The following is an 18,562-nucleotide window of genomic DNA, read 5'->3' as shown; positions in this document are numbered from 1 at the left end:
GAACTGGCGATGACCACACCACGTGATACCCGCGACTACCAGGCCGCCGACGCTGCGCACCACATCCATGCGTTCGTCGATCAGAAAGCCCTCAACGACGAGGGGCCACGGGTGATGGTCCGTGGCGAGCGCCTGCACCTGTGGGACAACGATGGTCGGCGTTACCTCGACGGCATGTCCGGGTTGTGGTGCACCAACCTCGGTTACGGGCGCAAGGACCTGGCCGCCGCGGCGAGCCGGCAGCTGGAACAGCTGCCGTACTACAACATGTTTTTCCACACCACCCACCCGCAGGTGATCGAGCTGTCCGAGCTGCTGTTCAGCCTGCTGCCGGCTCACTACAGCCACGCGATCTACACCAACTCCGGCTCTGAAGCCAACGAGGTGTTGATCCGCACGGTGCGTCGTTACTGGCAGGTGCTCGGCAAGCCCGAGAAGAAAATCATGATCGGCCGCTGGAACGGTTACCACGGTTCGACCCTGGCCGCGACGGCGCTGGGCGGCATGAAGTTCATGCACGAAATGGGCGGCATGATTCCGGACATCGAGCACATCGACGAGCCGTACTTCTTCGCCCACGAAGGCAACCTGACTCCGGCCGAATTCGGTCTGCGCGCGGCGCAGCAACTGGAAGCGAAGATCCTCGAACTGGGGGCTGACAAGGTCGCGGGCTTTATCGCCGAACCGTTCCAGGGTGCCGGCGGCATGATCTTCCCGCCGGAAAGCTACTGGCCGGAAATCCAGCGCATCTGCCGCAAGTACGATGTACTGCTGTGCGCCGATGAGGTGATCGGTGGCTTCGGTCGTACCGGCGAATGGTTCGCGCACGAGTACTTCGGTTTCGAGCCGGACACCCTGTCCATCGCCAAGGGCCTGACCTCGGGCTACATCCCCATGGGTGGCTTGATCCTGTCGAAGAAAATGGCCTCGGTGCTGGTGGAGCAGGGCGGCGTGTTTGCCCACGGCCTGACCTATTCCGGGCACCCGGTGGCGGCGGCGGTGGCGATTGCCAACCTCAAGGCCCTGCGCGATGAAGGCGTGGTGACGCGGGTCAAGGATGACATCGGCCCGTACCTGCAACAGTGCCTGCGCGAAGTGTTCGGTAAGCACCCGCTGGTGGGTGACATCCAGGGCACCGGCATGGTTGCGGCGTTGCAACTGGCCGAAGACAAATCCACTCGCAAGCGTTTTGCCAACGAGAACGACATTGCGTGGCGCTGCCGCACGATTGGTTTCGAGGAGGGCGTGATCATTCGCTCGACCTTGGGCCGGATGATCATGGCGCCAGCGTTGATTGCCAGCCGTGAGGAGATTGATGAGCTGATCGGCAAGACCCTGAAAGCGGTGGATCGTACGGCGCAGGAGTACGGCCGGATTTGATCTTGTAGCGTTCTCTCGGGCCTCTTCGCGAGCAAGCCCGCTCCCACAGGATTTGTGTCTGCCGCAAGTTTTGGGCACTACACATAACCTGTGGGAGCGGGCTTGCTCGCGAATGCGATGGCCCATTCAACACATTCTTCACCTCTTGCACCCACCTCGGGCATCCCCGCCCACAGTGCCCTTTCGCGGTGCGCGCTAACGAGTTTTTTCATCGTTCGCATCCACATATTTCCTCATTTTCCTAATCCCGCCCTTGGGCCAACATCGATCTCGCCAGCCCACCGAATGCTGCCCGCCGAAGGGTCCCCGAGAGACCACAGGTTGCAGCCGATTCAGAGCTCGCCGTACTGCCCATGACAAAACTAAATCAACAGCTTTGGGAGTGCTCCATGATCAAGTCCTTGCTTACCCGCGTTGCCCATCCACTGGCGGTCACCGCCATCGCCGCGACGGTCGCCACCAGCGCCCAGGCCGGCACCCTGTCCATCGGTCATACCACCTGGGTCGGCTACGGCACCCTGTACCTGGCCAAGGACCTTGGCTACTTCAAGGAAAACGGTTTGACCGTCGAATTGCCGGTGGTCGAGGAAGCGGCGATGTACATGGCCGCACAAGCTTCCGGCGAGTTGTCCGGCTCGGCGTCGACCATCGACGAGGTGCTCAAGTACCGTCCGCAATTCTGCTTCAAGGCTGTGGCCGCGCTGGACGACAGCCATGGTGGCGACGGCGTGCTGGTGGGCAAGGACGTCAAGAGCCTGCAGGAGCTCAAAGGCCAGGCGGTGGCGGTGAACGAAGGTTCGACCTCGCAGTTCTGGTTGTCGTATCTGCTGAAAAAGAACGGCATGAAAATGAGCGACATCACCGTACAGAACATGACGGCTGACGATGCCGCCACTGCGTTCATCGCCGGTCGCGTACCGGCCGCCGTGACCTGGGAGCCGCACTTGTCGATGGTTCGCGACAAGAAACAGGGCAAGGTGCTGATCGACAGCAGCAGCACACCGGGGGTGATCGTCGATGTGGTCGCACTGAACTGCAGCGTGATCGAAAAACAGCCGGAAGACGTCAAGGCCCTGGTGGCCGGTTTGTACAAAGCTGTGCAGTTCACCAAGGATCATCCACAGGAAGCCTACAAAATCATGGCCAAGGGTGTCGGCGGTTATCTGGCCGATCCGAAGGAAATGGAAGCGGCCGCACAGGGCGTGCGTTTCTACGATCAGGCCATGAGCGAAAAACTGCTGGGCTCGCCGGGTAAACCGGGTGACAGCGCACCGCTGATCAAGCTGGCCAACGAGACCGCCAGCGAGCTGCAAGGCAAGCCCTACAACGTCAGCAATGACGACCTGATCGACAACCGCTTCGTCACCCCGCTCTAGGAGGCTGCATGTTCAAGCGCAATTCATGGCTGAGCCGCTGCATCACGCCCAAGACCGGATTGCCGGTCTCGGTGATCTGGAGCGCGAGCGGCCTGGCCTGGGTGCTGTTGGTCGGCCTGTGGGCCGGGTTGTCCTACGGCGGCGTGGTGCCGGGCATGTTCCTGCCGACGCCGGGCGCGGTGGTCGAGGCCGCCGTGCGGTTAGGCCGCGACGGCACCCTTGGCCAACATGTGTGGGCCAGTGTCGAAGTGGTGATGGTCGGTTTCATCGTGTCGTCCCTGGTGGCGGTGCCCCTGGGCTTGTTGATGGGCAGCTTTCGCATCGTCCAGGCCTTCCTTGAGCCGCTGGTGAATTTCATTCGCTACCTGCCGGTGACCTCGTTCGTGCCGCTGTTCATCCTGTGGATCGGCATCGGTCTGGAGCAGCGGGTGTCGGTGATCATTTTCGGCGTGTTCTTCCAGCAACTGGTGATGATCGCGGACGTGTCCAAAGGCATCTCCAAGGACCTGATCAATGCTTCCTACACACTTGGCTCGAACCGTCGTGACGCGGTGCTGCATGTGATCGCCCCGGCGTCCCTGCCGGGCGTGCTCGACACCTTGCGGGTGACCATGGGCTGGGCCTGGACTTATCTGGTGGTGGCTGAACTGGTCGCTGCTTCCAGTGGCCTGGGTTACCTGAGCCTAAAGGCCATGCGTGGCTTCCAGGTGGATGTGATTTTCCTCGCCATCGCGATCATCGGCCTGCTGGGCCTGGTCACCGATCAACTGTTCCGTTTCCTTCGTCTGAGGATCACCGCATGGGCTCAGTAACCGCCGCCACTCATCGTTTTGTCGCCCCCCAGGCCGCCCCGGTGAACGCGCCACGGCTGCAAGTGGACAAGGTCAGCCTGAGCTACAGGAAACCCGATGGCGGAATCTTTACCGCGTTACAGGAGGTGTCGTTCGAGGTGCCGGACCAGCAATTCGCTGTGCTGGTGGGGCCTTCGGGCTGCGGCAAGTCGAGCCTGCTGTACCTCACCGCCGGCCTGGCCGAACCGACCTCGGGCGAGATTTACGTCGGCGGCCAACAGGTGGAAGGCCCCGGTGCGGATCGCGGCATGGTGTTCCAGAGCTACACGCTGTTCCCGTGGCTGACGGTGCGCCAGAACGTCGAGTTCGGCCTCAAGCGGCGCGGCATGCCGGCGGCGCAACGCAAGGACATCGTCGACTACTACGTCAATGAAGTGGGCCTGAGCGGCTTTGCCGACAACTACGCCAAGCAGTTGTCTGGCGGGATGATGCAGCGTGTCGCCATTGCCCGGGCGTTGGCCAATGACCCGCAGATCCTGCTGATGGACGAACCCTTCGGCGCCCTCGACAGCCAGACGCGTTTGCAGATGCAGCAGTTGTTGCTGCGGGTCTGGGGTAACAGCAAGAAGACCGTGTTGTTCGTGACCCACGACATCGATGAGGCGATCCTGCTGGGTGACCGGGTGTATGTGATGGGCGCCAGGCCAGGGCGGATCAAGCAGATTCTGGATGTGCCGATTGAACGTCCACGGAACCTGGACATGGTCATGGAGCGCTCGTTCATCGAGATGAAGCGCGAGATCTTCGGGCTGCTGCATGATGATCTGGAAGAGGTGCATTAAACCCGATTCCAGCCCGTGCCCCATCCCTGTGGGAGCGAGCAAGCTCGCTCCCACAGGTTTTGTGTCTGGCTGGGGTGAGGTGTCAGGGCGCAGCCGGTAGAAGGAAGCGCGCAATCACTGGCAGGTGATCGGAGATGCGCAATGTATCGTCCTGCCGCACCATCGCCTCTACCCGTTTGATCCGCGGGCTGTAGAACAGGTAGTCGACGGTCCGGTCCGGGCCGTTCAGTCCGGGATCGTTCGGGTAGTGGGTCAGCCAGCGCTTGCGGTCGATACCACTGGCTTCGTTGTTGGTCGGGATCATCGGGTACTTGTCCCACAGCAGGTGCAGCAAGCTGTCGGCGGAGTAAGGCGCGCGTTGAGCATCGGGCAGGCGCTGATACTGGCCCAGCGGCAACAGGTTGAAATCCCCACCGATCAACCACGGCGTGCCACGGCTTTCGAGTTTATCGAGGGCCCTGGCCACGGCGTTCACCTGGTTTTGTAAGGTGTTGTCGGCTCGATTGGCGCGCTCCAGATGGGTATTGAGCACCGCTATTTGCCCGCCATCACTCAATGGCAAGTAGCTCACCAGCAAGGCGTCTCTGGGTTTGAATTGGCGGCTGACCGGATTGCCCGAGGCGACTGGCAGTTGCAGCCGTTCGGCATGCTCGATCCGGTAACGGCTCAGGGTTGCCAGTTGCCGGCCGACACTGCCGAAGATGTGCGGATTCGGCACGAAGTCGGCCTTCCAGTCGAACGCGCTGGTGCCACACGGGTACAAGTCGGCGAGCCGCTCTTGCAGCAGCTTGAACTGGTGCTGGTAATCGCTGGCCTTGGCGCCGTCGTCCAGTTCCTGCAATAGCACGATGTCCGGTTGTTCGTCGCGAATCACCCGCGCCACTTCGTCAAGGCTGAAAGCCATGTCTTCCGCTGTGGGACGTTCGTCGGTGCCCGCGGTCAGGTCATTCCAGAATACGTAGCGCTTGCCGGCCAGGTACTGGACGTTCCAGGTCATCACCTTCAATGCCTGCCCGGGGACCAGGGTGGGGGCCTGGGCACTGCAACTGACGGGCAACACTTCTTTGGCATCGGGGCGCCAGGTCAGGCTGTAGATCATCGCGGCGATCAGGCCGATCACGATCAGCAGGCCCAGCAGGAAGTAGCGCAGTAGACGGGTCATGGCTCGGCTTATTAGCGTTACAGGATTATTTCCGAGCATAACCGAGAGCGAAGGTCGCGCCCAAGGTCAGAGCGAGTTGTCGTTTCTTTCAGGCAACGGGTTGATCAGCATGAACAGTCGGAACAGCACCACGCTGGTAAATAGCTGCAGGAAACTGTGGGCACTGTCGATCAGCATGGAGAACACCGGGTTCTGAGGCTCGGGGTACGCCGCCAGCGTCACGCCTTTGAGCAGCCACAACGGCCCCATCACACACAGAATGCACAGCAGGATGCGCAAGAAATGCCCTTGGGTCATGCGCAGGCTTTCCTTCATGGCCGCCAGCGGCGCCAGGCCGCGCAACACCAGCAGGTATTCGCCAAATGCCAGGGTCACCATCAGGTAGATACCGGGCAGGAAGTACAGTGACAGGCCCAGCAGAATCAGCACGGTATTGAGCGCGGTCAGCAGGGCGAAGCGCGGCCACAGGCTCGCGGCCATCGCCAGCAGGTCGCGGTTGCGCGGCGACTCGCCGCGGCTGCGGGCGTCGAGAAACAGAATCAGCGCGGCGGTGTACAGCGGGTACACCAGCAAGCCGACTATCACGCTGATGCCGGGGAAACTGTCCACCTCGGTGGAGTGGTCGACCACTTGTTGCAGCAGCGCCTCAAGTATCACCAGCGGCAGGCACAGTTGCACGATCTGGCTCAGATTGCGCTTGAAGAAATACAGCGAGTCACGCAGGACATCTAACGGATTCATCAGTGGGTATCGCAGGTTGGAAGCAGTGGCTCACTTTAACCGATCAAGCGCTCGTAGGCGCAAACGTAAACGTTCGGTAAATGTCATTGAAACATCTTGTTTCAGCCTCCATTAAGGTCGGGCACCTTATCCTCATTGGATAAAGGCAACGATTTTCCCGGCAATCTACGAGGTCGCCATGAACAGCGAAGAACAAACCCTGATCGATGGACTGTTTTCCCGGCTGCAGCAGGCCGAAACGGACTCAGCCCCGCGCGACGCCCAGGCCGAGGCGCGGATCAAGGAACACCTGACGCGCCAGCCCGCAGCAGGTTATTTCATGACCCAGGCGATTCTGGTGCAAGAGGCGGCGATCAAGAGCCTCGATGAACAGAACAGGCAACTGACCCAGCAAGTCCAGCAGTTGCAGGCCGAACTGCAACAGGCCAAGGCCCAGGCGGCCCCGGCCCCGGCCCCAGCGCCGAGCAGCGGTGGCTTTTTGTCGAGCATCTTTGGCGGCAACTCTCGTGAGCCACAGCCTGCACCCACCCAGAGCTCACCACCCTCGAGCGGTGGCTGGCGCGAGCCGGGACGCTCGTCGTTCGGTTCGCAACCGCCACAGCAAAACTTCGGCGCGCCGCCGCAGAACTTTCCCCAGCAAGGCTATGCACCACAGCAACAGGCTCCGGCAGCGGCCGGCAGCAGTTTCCTCGGTGGTGCGCTGAAAACCGCCGCAGGCGTGGCGGGTGGCGTGATGCTGGCACAAGGCATCAGCAGCCTGTTCCATCACAATCAGCAACCGGAAGTCGTCGAAGTCATCAAGGAAGAGCCGGCCCAGGTCAACGACCAGGGCAACAATGGCTGGGGCGATGACCAGCGTATGGCCGGTAACGACTCCTACAGCAACGATCAGGGCGGGTTCAGCGACGCTGACTATAGCGATGACTCGTTGTTCGGCAGCGACGACGATTCCTTCGTCTGATACGCCATTCGTCCGGAGCGCAACCGCGCTCCGGGCCGATTATTCGCGGAACAATCCTCAGGGCTGGCATACTGGGCGACTTTTCGGGCCTGGTGCCTGATTCAGCCCTGAGGAAAGCCGGTGAAAAAAATCGCAGTGTTCGCCGATGTCCAGAACCTCTACTACACCGTGCGTCAGGCTTATGGTTGCCACTTCAACTACGCCGCACTGTGGGCTGACATCAGCAAGCAGGGCGAGATCGTCGAAGCCTACGCCTATGCCATCGACCGTGGCGACAGCAAACAGCAGCAGTTCCAGCAGATCCTGCGCAACCTCGGTTTCACCGTGAAGCTCAAACCCTATATCCAGCGCAGCGATGGCTCAGCCAAGGGCGATTGGGACGTGGGCATCACCCTCGACATCATGGATGCCGCCGACCATGTCGATGAAATCGTCCTGGCCTCCGGCGACGGTGATTTCGACATGCTGCTCGAACGCATTATCAGCAAACACGGCGTACAAGCAGTGGCCTACGGTGTGCCGGGCCTGACCGCCAACTCGCTGATACGCGCCGCCAGCCGTTACGTGCCGATCGAAGGCGCGTTGCTGCTCAAGAATTGATTTTTACGGAGTTGAACCAGGTTTGGAACGCATCGCAGTCATCGACTTTGAAACCACCGGGATCTCACCGAGCAGCAGTTGCCGGGCCACGGAAATCGCCGTGGTGATCCTTGAACAGGGGCGCATCGTCGAGCGTTACCAAAGCCTGATGAACGCCGGCGTGCGCGTCCCGGCCTTCATCGAACAACTCACCGGCATCAGCAACGCCATGCTGCGCACCGCGCCGTCGGCGGAGCAGGTGATGAACGAAGTGAATGAATTCGTCGGCTGCACGCCGTTGCTCGCGCACAACGCCGCGTTCGACCAGAAGTTCTGGGACTTCGAACTGGGGCGAATCAAACGCACCCGCCTGCAGAACTTTGCCTGCTCGCTGCTGCTGGCTCGCCGCCTGATGCCCGCTGCGCCGAACCACAAACTCGGCACCCTCACCACGTTCGCCAACCTGCCCCACACCGGCAAGGCTCACCGGGCCATGGCCGATGCCGAGATGGCTGCCAACCTGACCACACATCTGGCCGAAGAGCTGCGGCAGAAGCACGGCTTGCGCGAGCTGTCCCATGACCTGCTGTGCAAATTGCAGAAAGTGCCGGCGGCGAAGGTAAACGAACACCTCAAGCGCTATCGCTGATCCCGAAAACACCGCAAACACCTTGTAGGAGCGAGCTTGCTCTTGATGAACCCGAGAACAACACGGGGTATCAGGTTTCCCGCGTTATCGTTGGCGACCATCGCGAGCAAGCTCGCTCCTACAGAAAAGCTATTTGCCGTTCGCCTCCAACTGCCCCAAAGGCACCCGCTTCTCTATCGCACTCGACAACACAATCGACGTCTTGCTGAAGCCGAACGTGGCGATCCGGTTGATCAACTCTTCCAGCTCCGGCATCGAGCCCACCGCCGCTTGCATGATCACGCACGGGTCGCCGGTCACCCGATGGCATTCGGTCAATTGCGGGATTTTGATCAGGTCGTCGTAGGCTTTCTGGTTGCCGTGCTGGTTCAGACGCAGTTCGATCACGCACTGGATCGGCAGGCCGAGCTTGGCCATGTCGACCTTTGCCTGGTAGCCGGTAATCACGCCGCTGGCTTCGAGCTTGGCCACGCGCTCGGCCACGGCCGGGGCGGACAGGTTGACCTTGCGCGCCAGGTCCGCGTAGGACGCGCGACCGTTTTCCAGCAGGGCGCTGAGCAGCATGCGGTCGTACTTATCCATCGGGGTGACTCCTGAAAATAGCCAACTTTCGAAATCACGGTTTATAGCGCTGAACTCCGTGTTTTGAAAAGTGTACTGGCGCTTTAAACAGGTTTTGTAACTTATTTTCCGACGCTAGCCTTTCTAGAATAGCCGTTCACTTGTACTTGCCTGTGAGCTGCCTCCATGTCCGGCTTTCGTCGCTTTCCTTTACCCTTGATCGCTGCCTTCTTCGCCTTGTATGTGATTTGGGGCTCGACCTACCTGGTGATCCGCATCGGCGTGGAGTACTGGCCGCCGTTGTTGCTCGCCGGTATCCGTTTCGTCATTGCCGGGACTTTGATGTACGCCTTTCTGCGCTGGCGCGGGGCGCCGGCGCCGACCTGGGCGCAGTGGAAAGCCGCCGGGATCATCGGCGTATTGCTGCTGGCGTGTGGTAACGGGGCGGTCAGCGTGGCCGAACACACGGGAGTGGCTTCTGGAGTGGCCGCGTTGGCGGTGGCAACGGTGCCACTGTTTACCTTGCTCTGTGGCTATTTCTGGGGCGCGCGCAATACCCGTCTCGAATGGGCGGGAATTGTGCTGGGGATGATCGGTATCGCCATGCTCAACCTCGGCTCCAACCTGCAATCGAGCCCGTTGGGTGCAGCCCTGCTGATTTTTGCGGCGGCCACCTGGGCCTTCGGTTCGGTGTGGAGCAAACATTTACCGTTGCCTCAAGGGGCGATGGCCAGTGCCGTGGAAATGCTGGTGGGTGGCGTGGTGTTGCTGATCGCCAGTGCGGTCAGCGGTGAGCATATGGACAAGGTTCCGCCGATTGAAGGCTGGGCCGCGCTGGCGTACCTGACCGTGTTCGGTTCGATCATCGCCTTCAACGCCTACATGTACCTGTTGAAACACGTGCGTCCGGCGGCGGCTACCAGTTATGCCTACGTCAATCCGGCGGTGGCGGTGTTGCTGGGGATCGTGTTTGTCGGCGAAACCATCGGCATCGAGGAAGCACTGGCCATGCTGGTGATCATCAGCGCCGTGGTACTGATTGGCCTGCCGCAGTGGCGTCGTGTACCGGAGCAGCCGGTGGAGAAGGTCGTGCCGACGGTAGTGCCGACAGAATCCCGTGTGAATTAGGGTAAACTGCGCGCCATTGCACTCTTGTTTCGCACAACCGCGCTGAATTTTCCTACGGTACTCCCATGACTTTCGCCACCCTTGGCCTGATCGAACCCTTGCTGCGCTCTCTCGAGAAGCTCGGCTACCAGACTCCGACGCCGGTTCAGGCGCAAGCCATTCCGGCGGTGCTGGCCGGTCGCGACCTGATGGCCGCCGCCCAGACCGGCACCGGCAAGACCGCCGGTTTCGCCCTGCCGCTGTTGCAACTGCTGGCCATGGAAGGGCCGAAAGTCACCGCCAACTCGGTCCGCGCGCTGATCCTGGTACCGACCCGCGAGCTGGCCGAGCAGGTTCACGAAGCCGTGCGCCAGTACGCCGAAAACCTGCCGCTGCGTACTTACGCGGTGTACGGCGGCGTCAGCATCAACCCGCAAATGATGAAGCTGCGCAGCGGTGTCGATCTGCTGGTGGCGACCCCGGGCCGCTTGCTCGACCTGTTCCGCCAGAACGCGCTGAAGTTCAACCAGTTGCAAACCCTGGTGCTGGACGAAGCCGACCGCATGCTCGACCTGGGCTTTTCCGAGGAGCTGGCGAACATTTACCGTGCGCTGCCTTCGAGACGTCAGACGTTGCTGTTCTCCGCAACCTTCTCCGATGACATCCGCCTGCTGGCCGGGCAGATGCTCAACGATCCGCTGACTATCGAAGTCAGCCCGCGTAACGTCGCTGCCAATACGGTCAAGCAATGGATCGTGACGGTGGACAAGAAGCGCAAGCCGGAACTGTTCGTGCACCTGATGCGCAAGGGCAAGTGGAAGCAGGTGCTGGTGTTCGCCAAGACCCGCAACGGCGTGGACGCGCTGGTGGAGAAACTCCAGGGGCTGGGCATCAACGCCGACGGCATCCACGGCGACAAACCCCAGGCGACCCGCCAGCGTGCGCTCGACCGCTTCAAGGCGAGTGAAGTGCAGATCCTGGTCGCTACCGACGTGGCAGCCCGTGGCCTGGACATCGAAGACCTGCCGTTGGTGGTCAACGTCGACTTGCCGATCGTCGCCGAGGACTACATCCACCGCATCGGTCGTACCGGTCGAGCGGGTTCGACGGGCGAGGCGATTTCCCTGGTCTGCGCCGATGAAGTGAATCTGCTGTCGGCCATCGAGATGCTGACCCGCCAGACTTTGAAGCGGCAGAACGAGCCGGACTTCGAGCCGGAGCACCGCGTGCCGGACACCGATGCCAGTGGCCAGGTCGTCAAGAAGCCGAAAAAACCGAAGAAGCCCAAGGCGTCCGGTGGTGGCGGTGGTAAACGCAATCTGGGTCGGTGGGTTGATAGCGGTGAGGTTGCGCCGGCTGAGCCATCGATCAAGCCGGTGCGCAAGGTGCCGGTGTTCAATACCGGGCCGCGCAAGCGTAAGCCTTGATTAACTTCGGCGTCTGTTAAGCCGCCATCGCGAGCAAGCTCGCTCCCACAGGGGATTTGTGATCGACACAATTCCAATGTGGGAGCGAGCTTGCTCGCGATGGGCGCGCTGCGGTCTTCAATCTTTGCGCTGTAACCACTCCACCATCCCCAACCCCGCCGCTCGCCCACTGGCGAAACACGCGGTCAGCAGATAGCCGCCGGTCGGCGCTTCCCAGTCCAGCATTTCTCCCGCGCAAAACACGCCAGGCATTTGCTTGAGCATCAAACGCTCATCCATCGCCTCGAACAACACCCCGCCAGCACTGCTGATGGCCTCGTCCAGTGGACGGGTTTTCACCAGTGTCAGTGGCAAAGCCTTGATCGCGTTGGCCAGCAAGGCCATGTCGGCAAAGCAGTCGGCGCTGGTCAGTTCACGCAATAGCGCCGCTTTGACCCCATCGATGCCCAACTGACTGTGCAGGTGCTTGGCCATGGAGCGCGATCCCCGGGGTTTGCTCAACGCCGCTGCAACTTTATCCACAGGCCGGCCCGGCAACAGGTCAAGATGAATGGTTGCCGAACCTTGCCGGTTGATTGCCTCGCGGATGGGGGCCGACAGGGCGTAGATCAGACTGCCTTCAATTCCGGTGGCGGTAATCACGCATTCGCCGAGTCGCGGCACGTCATCGTTAAGGCCGATGGCGATGTTTTTCAGCGGCGAGCCGGCGAATTTGCTGACCATCAATTCGCTCCAGGCCTGCACCTCGAAGCCGCAATTACTGGGTTGCAACGGCGCCAGTCCTACGCCGCGTTGCTCCAGTGGCAGCGTCCACGCGCCGTCCGAACCCAGGCGCGACCAACTGCCGCCACCGAGGGCGAGCAGGGTGGCATCGGCTTGCACGGTTGTTTCGCCTTCCGGGCTGTCGATACGCAATCCGCCACGCTCGTCCCAGCCGAGCCAGCGGTGGCGGGTGTGTATAACTACGCCACTGTCGCGCAGGCGTTTGAGCCAGGCGCGCAGCAGCGGCGCGGCTTTCATATCGGTAGGGAATATCCGGCCGGAACTGCCGACGAAGGTCTCGATGCCCAGTTCATGAATCCACTGACACAACGCTTCGGCGCCGAAGCTGCGCAGCAGCGGGGCGATCTGTGGGGCGCGTTCGGCGTAGCGTGAGAGAAATGCCGGGTAGGCTTCGGAGTGCGTGATGTTCATACCGCCGACGCCGGCCAGGAGGAACTTTCGCCCCACTGAAGGCATACCGTCGTACAGGTCGACCTTGATCCCGGCCTGGCTCAACACTTCGGCCGCCATCAGGCCGGCGGGACCGCCGCCGATGATGGCGACACGGGAAGGGGAGGAGGTCGAAGATCGGGTCATGGAGTGCGCTGCGGTTTTGGCGAATGAAGCCGGGCATTCTACCAGCCCAGACCTCTGTAGGAGCGAGCCTGCTCGCGATGGTCTTGAACGATTACGCGGGAAACCAGATGCTCGGCGGCGACGTTGCGTTTTTCGCGAGCAGGCTCGCTCCTACAGGGATCGTTGGTGAATTCGAGGGTTGGTTAAAAAACAACCACCACTCTGTAGCCGAAGCTCCGCATGGGCTGCAGGCCTTTTCACTCAGGTTATCCACAGGCAGCTCCACAGGCATTGTGGGTAAAGCATCCACAGCTCAGTGACAACCTGATGACTGCCAGACGCGCTGCGCGCTGTGATGGAGGATGCCGTGACGGCGGGCCAGGGCCTGGCGGTCCTTGCTGTAGCCGCCGCCGATTACCCCGACCACCGGAATGTCACGACCCAGGCAATGGCGCATCACGCTTTCATCGCGGGCGGCGACGCCTTCGTCTGTCAGCTTCAGATAACCCAGGGCGTCGTCCTTATGCACATCGACGCCGGCGTCATACAGAACCAGATCCGGTTGGTAGAGCGGCAGCAGGTAGTTGAGTGCATCGTCCACCACCTTCAGGTAGTCGGCATCGCCCATGCCTTTGGGCAGTGGAATGTCCCAATCACTTTCGGCCTTGCGTGCGGGAAAGTTCTTCTCGCAGTGCAGGGAAACGGTCACCGCTTCCGGGGTGTTGTGCAGTATTCGTGCAGTCCCGTCGCCCTGATGCACGTCGCAATCGAAGATCAGCACACGGTTCACCCGACCACTTTCCAGCAGGTAATGGCTGATCACCGCCAGGTCATTGAAGATGCAGAACCCGGCCGGGTAATCGTAGTGCGCATGGTGGGTGCCGCCCGCCAGGTGGCAGGCCAGGCCATGCTCCAGCGCCTGCTCGGCCGCCAGCAACGAACCGCCCACCGCCCGCACCGTGCGTCGGGCCAGGGCTTCGCTCCAGGGCAGGCCGAGGCGGCGCTGGTCTTCGCGGGATAATTCGCCACTCATGTAGCGCTCGATATACGAAGGGTCATGGGCGAGGGCGAGAATCTCTGCGGGACACAGATCCGGGCGCAGCAGATCGGCGTCGCGGGTCAGGCCGCTGCCCACCAGGTGATCGCGCAACAGGCGGAACTTGTCCATGGGGAAGCGGTGATCCGCCGGAAACTCTGGACTGTAGTCTTCGTGATAAATCAGCGGCAGTGGCATGGTCATTTCATGTAGGAATGAGAGACGGATCCTACCAGCGTTGTAGACTGGCGACATTGAAATGGAGGGGCGGGGCACGATGGAGCCAATACTGGAGCTTGAAAGCGCTCGGCTGCTGTTGCGCCAGTGGCGCGATGAAGATTTACCTGACTTTGCGGCGATGTGTGCCGATCCGCAGGTGATGCGCTATTTCCCGGCAGCCTTGAGTCGGCTGGAGAGCGCCTCATTGATCGGGCGAATCCGTGGTCATTTCGCCGAGCATGGTTTCGGCCTATGGGCTCTGGAACGCAAGGACACCGGCCAATTCATCGGTTTTACCGGGCTCGGTGTGGTCGGTTTCGACGCGCCTTTCACCCCGGCCACGGAAATCGGCTGGCGCCTGGCCCGCGAGCACTGGGGGTTGGGTTACGCCAGTGAAGCGGCGTGGACCGCTCTGCGCTGCGGGTTTGACCGCTTGCCGCTGAGCGAAGTCGTGTCCTTTACCGCTGACAGTAATCTGCCGTCGCAGAAAGTCATGCAGGCGATTGGCATGCATCACGATCCGGCCGATGACTTCGATCATCCCAAGCTCTCCGTCGATCATCCCCTGCATCACCACGTGTTGTACCGCATCAGCCGTGAACAATGGCTGCAAACCTTGCATGGATAACCTGACACGGACGTTTACAATGGACCACATGTTGGCCCGGGCCAGAAACTGAATCGACCGCCGCAGCCAAGACTGCGCGGTATTGCGTTGTGTGAGGAGAGTCTGAATGAGCCAAGTGTTGGAAGATCTGGTCGACCTGCTGACGCTGGAGCCGATCGAAGAAAACCTGTTCCGTGGCCGTAGCCAGGACTTGGGTTTTCGTCAGCTGTTTGGTGGTCAGGTGCTCGGTCAGTCGCTGTCGGCGGCCAGTCAGACGGTTGAAGAGGCGCGCCATGTGCATTCGATGCACGGCTATTTCCTGCGCCCAGGCGATGCCGGGTTGCCGGTGGTGTATCAGGTTGACCGGGTGCGTGACGGTGGCAGTTTCAGCACGCGTCGGGTGACGGCGATCCAGAAGGGCCACCCGATATTCACGTGCAGTGCGTCGTTCCAGTACGACGAAGAAGGCTTCCAGCACCAGACCGAAATGCCGCAAGTGGTCGGTCCGGAAAACCTGCCATCGGAACTGGAAATCACCCAGCAGCGCGCGCACCTGATCCCGGAGAAAATGCGCGAAAAACTGCTGTGCCCGAAGCCGATCGAATTTCGCCCGGTGACCGAGAAAGATCCCTACAACCCGCTGCCCTCCGATCCGGTCAAGTACGTCTGGTTCCGCGCCGACGGGGCGTTGGCTGATTCGCCGGCGCTGCATAAATACCTGCTGGCCTATGCATCGGACTTCGGTCTGCTGGTCACTTCGATGCAGCCCCACGGCAAGTCGGTTTGGCACAAGGACATGCAGGTCGCCAGCCTCGATCACGCGTTGTGGTTCCACCAGGATCTGCGTGCCGATGACTGGTTGCTCTATGCGATGGACAGTCCGTGGGCCGGCAACTCCCGTGGCTTCTCCCGTGGCAGCGTGTTCAACCGCGCCGGGCAACTGGTGGCCTCGGTCACCCAGGAAGGCTTGATCCGTCACCGCAAGGATTGGGCATGAGCCTGGCCGACGTGCGTCACTGGGTGTTCGACATGGACGGCACCCTGACGGTGGCCGTGCACGACTTCGCGGCGATTCGCGTGGCGTTGGCGATTCCTGCCGAACACGACATCCTGACCCACCTCGCCGCACTGCCGGCCGATGAAGCCGCAGCCAAACATGCATGGCTGCTGGAGCACGAGCGGGACCTGGCCCTTGGTTCGCAACCGGCGCCGGGCGCGGTGGAACTGGTGCGCGAACTGGCCGGGCGTGGTTATCGCCTGGGCATTCTCACGCGCAACGCCCGGGAGCTGGCGCATGTCACGCTGGAGGCCATTGGCCTGGCCGACTGCTTTGCGCTGGAGGATGTGTTGGGCCGCGATGATGCTCCGCCCAAGCCGCATCCGGGCGGGTTGCTGAAACTGGCCGAAGCATGGAAGGTGCCGGCGAGCGAGATGGTGATGGTTGGTGATTACCGCTTCGATCTCGATTGTGGGCGGGCGGCGGGAGCGCGGACTGTGTTGGTGAATCTGCCGGATAATCCATGGCCGGAATTGACCGATTGGCATGCGGCGGATTGTGTTGAGTTGCGGCAGATGCTTTCGGTTTGAGGGCGTTGTTGTCGGGTGAGCCGCTTTCGCGAGCAAGCCCGCTCCCACATTTGATCTCGGGTGCTCACAAATGATGTGTACACCGCAGGTCCAATGTGGGAGCGGGCTTGCTCGCGAAGCGGCCCTTCCAGACACCACAAATACTACTGCCCGAACAACGCCTTCTGTCCCTCTGGCGAGGTAAACATCCCATCCCCGTTATGCCCGACCCCGGGCACTTCGATCAGTTGTTGGTTCAACCCCTTGGGTGCCAGCCGCTTCAGGTAGTCAAAGTAAAAACGCCCGCGGGCCAATCGAGACGGCCCTTGCGCCCTGGCTTCACAGCTTTTATCCAGCGCCGGATGATTCGGGTCGGTGTCCTGCTGCCCCAGCAGATAAACGACTTCACGCTTGAGGTAACTTTCCTGCAACTGTGCTGCGGTTTGTCCTTCGGCGTAAGCCGGTAAATCCGCCAGCCCGTACTTCCAGCGATGGAAATTCGGGCAACCGGCGTGGCTGAATGCCACGGGCCTGCGCTCATCGAAATAAGCGTAGGAGGACGGATTGGCGATCACGTAGCGCACCTGCACGCCGGCAGCATCGAGGTCGGATTGCGCGTGACCGAGCAACGCATAGCGCTGAACCATCTGCGCGCCGCCGGAGTGCCCGGCGATGACAATTTGCTTCACATCCGGAAACTGCTGACGGTCACCCAAGCGGGCGGTGATTTCGTCGAGCGCCGCGTAGGAACTCAGCCGAAAGGGTGCCGTGGATTCACCGCCGGCCATCCATTCATTGCCTTGCCAGCGCAAAACGGTGTCGGCCACCGGATGGACCGCGACGTCGGTTTCATTGAGGAATTGCGGGGCGATCACCAGGGTCGTTGCGCTTTGCCCCGCCAGTTCGGCCGCGTGCTCACCGCTTTGCAGATAGGTTTGCGCATTGCGCAAGCGACCGTGGAGGACGATCAGCACCCGTTCGATTTTTTCCGGGGCGGGGCTGATGCCCACCGCGATTTCACCTGACTTCAACAGCAGGCGCCCTGAACTGAGTTCCTTGACCCCATGCTCGGCGGCCTGGGACGTTGTGCAAGTAAACAGAACAACCAACAACCACTTCTTCATTTACAGATTTTTCGCAGCAAAGGTATCGCACTGGCCAACCTGGCCTTGGGCGAAACCGGTTTTGAACCAGCGCACCCGTTGCGCCGACGTACCATGGGTGAATGAGTCCGGGACCACACGGCCCTGACCCTGTTGCTGCAAACGATCGTCGCCGATGGCGTTTGCGGCGTTCAATGCTTCTTCGATGTCGCCCGGTTCCAGCCAGTTCAGGCGCTTCTGCGCATTGTTGGCCCAGACGCCGGCCAGGCAATCGGCCTGAAGTTCCTGGCGAACCAGCAAACCACCGTCGCCTTCCATCTGCCGGCCTTGTTGGCGCGCTGCCTGAATTTTCGTGGACACCCCAAGCAGAGTCTGCACATGGTGTCCGACTTCGTGAGCGATCACGTAGGCCTGGGCGAAGTCGCCCGCGGCGGAAAAACGTTGGGACATTTCCTGGAAGAACGCCATGTCCAGGTAGACCTTCTGGTCAGCCGGGCAATAGAAGGGGCCGGTCGCCGAGGTGGCCAGACCGCAGGCCGAATTCACGCGGTTGCTGAACAGCACCAGGGTCGGGTCCTTATATTGGCGGCCGGCCTGCTGGAATATCGCGCCCCAGGTGTCTTCGGTATCGCCGAGGATCGAGCGCACGAATTCCGCGCTCTCATCATTGGCCGGCGGTGCCTGGCGACTCTGGTTGGTGGCGGGCGCCGATTGCTGCTCCATTTGCCCGGTCAGTTGTCCGAGGATCTGCAGTGGATCCTGGCCGGTGATCCAGCCGATGCCGACAATCAGGAGGATCGCCGTCAGGCTCAAACCCTTGCCACCGCCAAAACGCATGCCGCCGCCACCACCGCCGCCACCACCGCCGCCACCACCGCCGACATCATCGCCACGGGCGTCGACCACGTTGTCGCTGCGTCGGCCTTTTTTCCATAGCATGTGGGAATCCTCTTCTGTTCCGGGTAAAGCTCCGTGCGATGAGTGTTGCTGCCAAGTGGGAGCGGCGCCAGTCCGATCGTCCGTCTTTTTTTCGCGTACAGGTTGATTTCCGGCCACCCGTGAAGGGTCGCCGAGAAGGTTTCAGGCTTGTATTGAACACGGATAACCCATCGAATTC

The 18,562-nt window shown here is 61.3% G+C and carries 19 protein-coding genes; 12 read left to right on the top strand and 7 right to left on the bottom strand.

All coding sequences use genetic code 11. The features are described 5' to 3' along the window. Positions 1-9 precede the first annotated feature (9 nt). The 4 genes from AC3WTM_RS05835 (at position 10) to AC3WTM_RS05820 (ending at position 4,389) form a co-directional block, all read left to right on the top strand. Positions 10-1,380 carry an aspartate aminotransferase family protein gene (locus tag AC3WTM_RS05835; protein WP_102670805.1) on the top strand — a complete coding sequence of 457 codons (1,371 nt, stop codon included), beginning with the start codon at positions 10-12 and terminating at the stop codon, positions 1,378-1,380. 389 nt (positions 1,381-1,769) lie between these two features. Beyond that, on the top strand, positions 1,770-2,756 hold the full coding sequence (locus tag AC3WTM_RS05830) for an ABC transporter substrate-binding protein (protein WP_102670806.1): 987 nt from the start codon (positions 1,770-1,772) through the stop codon (positions 2,754-2,756). Positions 2,757-2,764: 8 nt separating this feature from the next. Then, complete coding sequence (locus AC3WTM_RS05825; protein ID WP_007990681.1) at positions 2,765-3,568, top strand: ABC transporter permease; 804 nt, start codon at positions 2,765-2,767, stop codon at positions 3,566-3,568. Then, the gene (locus tag AC3WTM_RS05820) at positions 3,556-4,389 is read left to right on the top strand and encodes an ABC transporter ATP-binding protein (RefSeq protein WP_102670807.1); all 834 of its coding nucleotides are present in this window, start codon (positions 3,556-3,558) and stop codon (positions 4,387-4,389) included. Before AC3WTM_RS05825 ends, AC3WTM_RS05820 begins: the two co-directional genes overlap by 13 nt. 82 nt (positions 4,390-4,471) lie before the next feature. Here AC3WTM_RS05820 and AC3WTM_RS05815 read toward each other — a convergent pair whose 3' ends face one another. Together AC3WTM_RS05815 and AC3WTM_RS05810 are read right to left on the bottom strand one after the other, a co-directional pair. Further along, a complete protein-coding gene (locus tag AC3WTM_RS05815) occupies positions 4,472-5,551 on the bottom strand; it encodes an endonuclease/exonuclease/phosphatase family protein (protein WP_102670808.1) in 1,080 nt (359 codons plus the stop codon). 66 nt (positions 5,552-5,617) lie between these two features. After that, on the bottom strand, positions 5,618-6,292 hold the full coding sequence (locus AC3WTM_RS05810) for a YciC family protein (RefSeq protein WP_102670809.1): 675 nt from the start codon (positions 6,290-6,292) through the stop codon (positions 5,618-5,620). Positions 6,293-6,470: 178 nt separating this feature from the next. Here AC3WTM_RS05810 and AC3WTM_RS05805 point away from each other — a divergent pair, with 178 nt between their 5' ends. The 3 genes from AC3WTM_RS05805 (at position 6,471) to AC3WTM_RS05795 (ending at position 8,481) form a co-directional block, all read left to right on the top strand. Beyond that, positions 6,471-7,253: a DUF2076 domain-containing protein gene (locus AC3WTM_RS05805; protein ID WP_102670810.1), complete on the top strand. Its 783-nt coding sequence runs from the start codon at positions 6,471-6,473 to the stop codon at positions 7,251-7,253. Positions 7,254-7,373: 120 nt separating this feature from the next. Beyond that, positions 7,374-7,853, top strand: coding sequence for a LabA-like NYN domain-containing protein (locus tag AC3WTM_RS05800; RefSeq protein WP_007990686.1), 480 nt, complete (start codon positions 7,374-7,376; stop codon positions 7,851-7,853). A gap of 22 nt (positions 7,854-7,875) precedes the next feature. Then, a complete protein-coding gene (locus AC3WTM_RS05795; RefSeq protein WP_102670811.1) occupies positions 7,876-8,481 on the top strand; it encodes a 3'-5' exonuclease in 606 nt (201 codons plus the stop codon). Positions 8,482-8,610: 129 nt separating this feature from the next. Here the strand turns inward: AC3WTM_RS05795 and AC3WTM_RS05790 are convergent, their stop codons facing one another. Next, positions 8,611-9,063, bottom strand: coding sequence for an Lrp/AsnC family transcriptional regulator (locus AC3WTM_RS05790; RefSeq protein WP_102670812.1), 453 nt, complete (start codon positions 9,061-9,063; stop codon positions 8,611-8,613). A gap of 165 nt (positions 9,064-9,228) precedes the next feature. Here AC3WTM_RS05790 and yedA point away from each other — a divergent pair, with 165 nt between their 5' ends. Beyond that, a complete protein-coding gene (gene yedA, locus AC3WTM_RS05785) occupies positions 9,229-10,170 on the top strand; it encodes a drug/metabolite exporter YedA (protein ID WP_102670813.1) in 942 nt (313 codons plus the stop codon). A gap of 65 nt (positions 10,171-10,235) precedes the next feature. Beyond that, positions 10,236-11,576, top strand: coding sequence for an RNA helicase RhlE1 (rhlE1, locus tag AC3WTM_RS05780; RefSeq protein ID WP_102670814.1), 1,341 nt, complete (start codon positions 10,236-10,238; stop codon positions 11,574-11,576). A 117-nt stretch (positions 11,577-11,693) separates the two neighbouring features. On the opposite strand, the gene AC3WTM_RS05775 is transcribed toward rhlE1, so the two are convergent. Both AC3WTM_RS05775 and AC3WTM_RS05770 read right to left on the bottom strand, forming a co-directional pair. Continuing rightward, positions 11,694-12,935, bottom strand: coding sequence for a TIGR03862 family flavoprotein (locus tag AC3WTM_RS05775; RefSeq protein ID WP_102670815.1), 1,242 nt, complete (start codon positions 12,933-12,935; stop codon positions 11,694-11,696). Positions 12,936-13,227: 292 nt separating this feature from the next. After that, the gene (locus AC3WTM_RS05770) at positions 13,228-14,148 is read right to left on the bottom strand and encodes a histone deacetylase family protein (RefSeq protein ID WP_102670817.1); all 921 of its coding nucleotides are present in this window, start codon (positions 14,146-14,148) and stop codon (positions 13,228-13,230) included. 79 nt (positions 14,149-14,227) lie between these two features. On the opposite strand from AC3WTM_RS05770, the gene AC3WTM_RS05765 reads away from it, so the two are divergent. The 3 genes from AC3WTM_RS05765 to AC3WTM_RS05755 all read left to right on the top strand — a co-directional run bounded on the left by AC3WTM_RS05765 (position 14,228) and on the right by AC3WTM_RS05755 (position 16,363). Next, positions 14,228-14,797, top strand: a complete 570-nt coding sequence (locus AC3WTM_RS05765; RefSeq protein ID WP_057713194.1) for a GNAT family N-acetyltransferase — start codon at positions 14,228-14,230, stop codon at positions 14,795-14,797. Positions 14,798-14,903: 106 nt separating this feature from the next. Continuing rightward, positions 14,904-15,773, top strand: coding sequence for an acyl-CoA thioesterase II (tesB, locus tag AC3WTM_RS05760; RefSeq protein ID WP_090451550.1), 870 nt, complete (start codon positions 14,904-14,906; stop codon positions 15,771-15,773). After that, complete coding sequence (locus AC3WTM_RS05755; RefSeq protein ID WP_102670818.1) at positions 15,770-16,363, top strand: HAD family hydrolase; 594 nt, start codon at positions 15,770-15,772, stop codon at positions 16,361-16,363. The genes tesB and AC3WTM_RS05755 overlap by 4 nt, the downstream gene beginning before the upstream one ends. 143 nt (positions 16,364-16,506) lie before the next feature. On the opposite strand, the gene AC3WTM_RS05750 is transcribed toward AC3WTM_RS05755, so the two are convergent. Next, positions 16,507-17,466, bottom strand: coding sequence for a macro domain-containing protein (locus AC3WTM_RS05750; protein WP_102670819.1), 960 nt, complete (start codon positions 17,464-17,466; stop codon positions 16,507-16,509). Next, positions 17,467-18,384 carry a KPN_02809 family neutral zinc metallopeptidase gene (gene ypfJ / locus AC3WTM_RS05745; RefSeq protein WP_492587596.1) on the bottom strand — a complete coding sequence of 306 codons (918 nt, stop codon included), beginning with the start codon at positions 18,382-18,384 and terminating at the stop codon, positions 17,467-17,469. Between the last annotated feature and the right edge of the window lie 178 nt (positions 18,385-18,562).

It is taken from the genome of Pseudomonas sp. EU05-FHT14B02 (genome assembly GCF_058791055.1).
This window is presented reverse-complemented; position numbering and strand designations above follow the sequence as displayed.

Coding starts and splice junctions, on each gene's coding strand:
- AC3WTM_RS05835 (WP_102670805.1), top strand. CDS start 10: ATGACCACACCACGTGATACCCGCGACTACCAGGCCGCCGACGCTGCG.
- AC3WTM_RS05830 (WP_102670806.1), top strand. CDS start 1,770: ATGATCAAGTCCTTGCTTACCCGCGTTGCCCATCCACTGGCGGTCACC.
- AC3WTM_RS05825 (WP_007990681.1), top strand. CDS start 2,765: ATGTTCAAGCGCAATTCATGGCTGAGCCGCTGCATCACGCCCAAGACC.
- AC3WTM_RS05820 (WP_102670807.1), top strand. CDS start 3,556: ATGGGCTCAGTAACCGCCGCCACTCATCGTTTTGTCGCCCCCCAGGCC.
- AC3WTM_RS05815 (WP_102670808.1), bottom strand. CDS start 5,551: ATGACCCGTCTACTGCGCTACTTCCTGCTGGGCCTGCTGATCGTGATC.
- AC3WTM_RS05810 (WP_102670809.1), bottom strand. CDS start 6,292: ATGAATCCGTTAGATGTCCTGCGTGACTCGCTGTATTTCTTCAAGCGC.
- AC3WTM_RS05805 (WP_102670810.1), top strand. CDS start 6,471: ATGAACAGCGAAGAACAAACCCTGATCGATGGACTGTTTTCCCGGCTG.
- AC3WTM_RS05790 (WP_102670812.1), bottom strand. CDS start 9,063: ATGGATAAGTACGACCGCATGCTGCTCAGCGCCCTGCTGGAAAACGGT.
- yedA (WP_102670813.1), top strand. CDS start 9,229: ATGTCCGGCTTTCGTCGCTTTCCTTTACCCTTGATCGCTGCCTTCTTC.
- rhlE1 (WP_102670814.1), top strand. CDS start 10,236: ATGACTTTCGCCACCCTTGGCCTGATCGAACCCTTGCTGCGCTCTCTC.
- AC3WTM_RS05775 (WP_102670815.1), bottom strand. CDS start 12,935: ATGACCCGATCTTCGACCTCCTCCCCTTCCCGTGTCGCCATCATCGGC.
- AC3WTM_RS05770 (WP_102670817.1), bottom strand. CDS start 14,148: ATGCCACTGCCGCTGATTTATCACGAAGACTACAGTCCAGAGTTTCCG.
- AC3WTM_RS05765 (WP_057713194.1), top strand. CDS start 14,228: ATGGAGCCAATACTGGAGCTTGAAAGCGCTCGGCTGCTGTTGCGCCAG.
- tesB (WP_090451550.1), top strand. CDS start 14,904: ATGAGCCAAGTGTTGGAAGATCTGGTCGACCTGCTGACGCTGGAGCCG.
- AC3WTM_RS05755 (WP_102670818.1), top strand. CDS start 15,770: ATGAGCCTGGCCGACGTGCGTCACTGGGTGTTCGACATGGACGGCACC.
- AC3WTM_RS05750 (WP_102670819.1), bottom strand. CDS start 17,466: ATGAAGAAGTGGTTGTTGGTTGTTCTGTTTACTTGCACAACGTCCCAG.
- ypfJ (WP_492587596.1), bottom strand. CDS start 18,384: ATGCTATGGAAAAAAGGCCGACGCAGCGACAACGTGGTCGACGCCCGT.